Annotated in this window: 3 protein-coding genes; all 3 read left to right on the top strand. The window is 70.0% G+C overall.

All coding sequences use genetic code 11. The features are described from left to right. Positions 1-900: saccharopine dehydrogenase family protein (locus tag ACOADB_RS17700; protein WP_378601314.1), on the top strand; the 900-nt coding region annotated here is incomplete at its 5' end. Next, entirely contained in the window at positions 897-2,267 is a 1,371-nt protein-coding gene (locus ACOADB_RS17695; protein ID WP_378601312.1) for an NAD(P)/FAD-dependent oxidoreductase, read from the top strand. The genes ACOADB_RS17700 and ACOADB_RS17695, both read left to right, overlap by 4 nt. An 85-nt stretch (positions 2,268-2,352) precedes the next feature. Next, positions 2,353-4,135, top strand: a 1,783-nt coding sequence (locus ACOADB_RS17690; protein ID WP_378601310.1) for a fibronectin type III domain-containing protein, incomplete at its 3' end; no start/stop codon positions are given.

Raw genomic sequence — 4,135 nt, 5'->3', positions numbered from 1 at the left:
TCGAAGCCGCACCCCGAGACGCCGTACGAGAAGACCGGGGTGAAGCTCGGCGACGAACAGTTCGCCGTGGCCGCGGACTGGGAGGCTGCCGGCCGGCTCGCCCTGGTCGGCATGGGTGTCGAACCGGGCCTGTCCGACGTGTTCGCGCGCTACGCCGCCGACCACCTGTTCTCCGAGATCGACGAGCTCGGCACCCGCGACGGCGCCAACCTCGTGGTCACCGACGACGCAGGCAAGGAGATCTTCGCGCCGTCGTTCTCGATGTGGACCACGATCGAGGAGTGCCTCAACCCGCCGGTGATCTGGCAGGACGGCGCCTGGCACACCACCGCGCCGTTCAGCGAACCGGAGGTCTTCGACTTCCCCGAGGGCATCGGGCCCGTCGAGTGCGTCAACGTGGAGCACGAGGAGGTGCTCCTCATGCCGCGGTGGATCGACTGCAAGCGGGCGACCTTCAAGTACGGACTCGGCGAGGAGTTCATCACCATCCTCAAGGTGTTGCACACGCTCGGGCTGGACCGCACCGAGAAGGTGCGGGTGAAGGGGGTCGAGGTCTCACCGCGCGACGTCGTCGCTGCCGTGCTGCCCGACCCGGCGACCGTCGGGCCGCGGATGACGGGCAAGACCTGCGCCGGCCTCTGGGTGACCGGTACCGGCAAGGACGGCGCCCCGCGGTCGACGTACCTCTTCCACGTGGTCGACAACGAACAGACCATGGCGGAGTACGGGCACCAGTGCGTGGTCTGGCAGACGGCGATCAACCCGGTCATCGCGCTCGAGCTGCTGGCCACCGGAGTGTGGCAGGGCACCGGCGTGCTGGGGCCGGAGGCGTTCGACGCGGTGCCCTTCCTCGACCTGCTCACCGCCTACGGTTCGCCGTGGGGCCAGCGGGAGCAATGACGACGCATCCCGCCCACGCGCTGGCCGACGCGGCGGCCCCACGACCCCTGTGGCTCGACACTCCCCTGCGCCCGGCGGCCCGGCCGTCCGTTGGCGACGAGGTCGTCGACCTCCTGGTCATCGGCGGCGGTTTCACCGGTCTCTGGACGGCCTTGCGGGCGAAGGAGCGCGACCCGGACCGGTCCGTGCTCCTGGTCGAACGCGACCGGATCGCCGAACACGCGACCGGTCGCAACGGCGGGTTCTGCGAGGCCAGCCTGACCCACGGACCCGCCAACGGGAAGGACCGTTGGCCCGACGAGTACGACGACCTGGAACGCCTCGGCCAGGAGAACCTCGACCAGATCGAGGAGACCGTACGGCGTCACGGGATCGACTGTGACTTCCGGCGATCCGGGCAGCTCGAGGTCGCCACCCGACCGCACGAGGTGGACCTGCTCGAGCCCGACGTCGACGGGTTCCTCGACGCGGACGCCGTACGCACGTTGCTCGACTCCCCCACCTACCTCGCCGGCCGACTCGACGCGGACGGCTGCGCGATGGTCGATCCGGCCCGGCTGGCCTGGGGCCTGGCCGACGCGGCCGAGTCCCTCGGCGTCCGGATCGCCGAGAACACGGCCGTCACCCGGATGCGTCGCCGCGGCGACCTGGTCGAGGTGCGCACCGCCCACGGCACGATCCGGGTCCGGCAGGTCGCGCTGGCGACCAACGTCTTCACCTCGCTGTTGCGCCGCCTCCGCCAGCGGGTCGTCCCGGTCTACGACCACGTGCTCGCCACCGAGCCGTTGTCGCCGGAACAACTGGCGTCCCTCGGCTGGACCGACCGCTTCGGTGTGGCCGACAGCGGCAACCTCTTCCACTACTACCGGCTCACCGAGGACAACCGGATCCTGTGGGGCGGCTACGACGCGGTCTACCACTTCGGCAAGGGCATCGACGCGCGCCACGAACAACGCCCGGAGACACACCGGTTGCTGGCCGAGCACTTCTTCACGACCTTCCCCCAGCTCGAGGGACTGGGCTTCTCCCACCGCTGGGGAGGCGTGATCGACACCTGCTCGCGGTTCTGTGCCTTCTTCGGCCTGGCTCGCAAGGGCCGCGTGGCCTACGCGACCGGTTTCACCGGCCTGGGGGTCGGCGCCTCGCGGTTCGCCGCCGACGTGATGCTCGACCTGCTCGAGGGTCGACCCACCGAGCGCACCCGGCTGGCCATGGTGCGCGAGAAGCCGACGCCCTTCCCGCCCGAGCCCTTCGCATGGGTCGGGATCCAGCTCACCCGGTGGGCGTCGGCCCGCGCGGACGTGACCGGACGACGCAACCTGTGGCTGCGCACCCTGGACCGCTGGGGACTGGGCTTCGACTCCTGACGCGATGCGCCGGAGGAACTTCCACCGTTCCGCCTCCGGCAACCCCCGCCCGGGACTAACGTCCGCACCAGAAGGGGGCTTCGTGATGATGCGATTCCTGGCGCGCCTGTTGGCCGCAATCCTGTTCCTCACCCTGGCTGTCGACGCCACCGCTGCGGAGGCGGCCACCCGACCCTCCGCGCCGCGGGCGGTGAAGGCGACACCCGGCAACCTGGCCGTCAAGGTCAGCTGGGTCGTCCCCGCCTCGAACGGCGGCGCTGCGATCGACCGGTACGCCGTGCAGCGGTGGAATCCGACCACGCGGAAATGGGTCACCGTCAAGATCACGACGGCCAGCACCAGGTCGTGGACGAACACCGGTCTCACCAACGGGACGAAGTACTTCTTCGTGGTCCTGGCGCACAACCGACTCGGGTGGGGCAGGCCGAGCGCGCAGGTCTCCGCAACGCCACGCACGGTGCCGTTGTCCCCGCGCTTCCTCGAGGCCGACGTCTACGACAGGGCACTCGGCACCTTCTGGGTGGCGCCCAGCAGCAACGGCGGCGCACCCGTCGACTCCTACCGGGTCGAGATCTCGACCGATGGTGCGACGTGGACCAACCCCAAGGACGTGCCCACCGTCGGCGTCAAGACGACCGCCCCGGTGATGTTCAGCCTCCTCACCGCCGGCAACAGGTACTGGGTGCGCGTGCGCGCCCACAACGCGGCAGGCTTCGGTGTCGGCACCAGCTCCGGCCCCTACCGCGCCATCGCTCCACCCGGCCCGGTCACGAGCCTGGACGCCGTCGTTGGAGACGGCCAGGTCGAGCTGAGCTGGGTGGCTCCACCCTCACCGGCCAGCGCCCCCGCCATCGCCCAGTACAAGGTCGAGAGGAGCACGGACGGCACGACGTGGACGGAGATCGCCGTGACGACCGACGACTCCTACCTCGCCACCGGGCTCACCAACGGGACCACCTACCAGTTCCGGATCAGCGCCCGGTCAGCCATCGAGCGGGTCGGGTATGGCACGACGGCGACCATCACTCCGAGTGCGCCGGGCTCGCCCGGCGTTCCGCTGAGCCCGACGCTCGAAGGGAGCGACAGCGACACCACGCTGGACTGGTCGGCGCCCACCAGCAACGGCGCCAGCGCCTTGACGAAGTACGAGGTCGAGTCGTGGACCGACCCGACGGCGCGGTCCGTTCAGGAAGTGGATCCCGGCACCACGGAGGCATCAGTGGACGAGCTCGCCCTCACCCACACCTTCCGGGTACGGGCGTGCAACGCCATCAGCTGCGGTGCCTGGTCGGCCGAGATCGGACCCATCCCGGGTGTGGTCCAGGACCTCGCCGCCGAGGCGACCGGATCGACGGTGTCCCTCGACTGGGAGGCGCCGGCCAACGCCGCCGTCGCTGTCACCGACTACACGGTGTCGCGCAGCACGACGACCGACGGTCCGTGGACCGAGCTCGACACGACGGCCGGGACGGCCTTCGTCGACGAGACCGCGTCACCCGAGACGACGTACTGGTATCGGGTCGTCGCGAACGGCGCGGACGGATCCGGCGGGTGGGAACCCATCGAAGTCACGACGGGCCCGGCACACCTCCTCAGCGCCTCGCCGACGTCGATCACGGTCAACGAGAACGGCAACAACACGTTCCAGGTGACCCTGGATCCCGTGGTCACCGAGGACACGGTGATCCAGGTGGCGACGTCGGACTCGTCGGCGGCTGTTCCCGCCTCGTCGACCGTGACGATCCCGTCGGGCCAGTCCTCGGCGAACGTGACCATCAACGGGATCAACGACCTCAACCTCGCCGCGGAGGCGGTGACGATCACGTTGAGCTACGGGACGCAGGCGAAGCAGGTCTCGGTCACGGTGA

Source organism: Nocardioides sp. CPCC 206348 (assembly GCF_048654705.1).
Lineage (GTDB): Bacteria > Actinomycetota > Actinomycetes > Propionibacteriales > Nocardioidaceae > Nocardioides.
The sequence above is the reverse complement of the archived record's forward strand: the minus strand, read 5'-3'. Positions and strand labels throughout refer to the sequence as shown.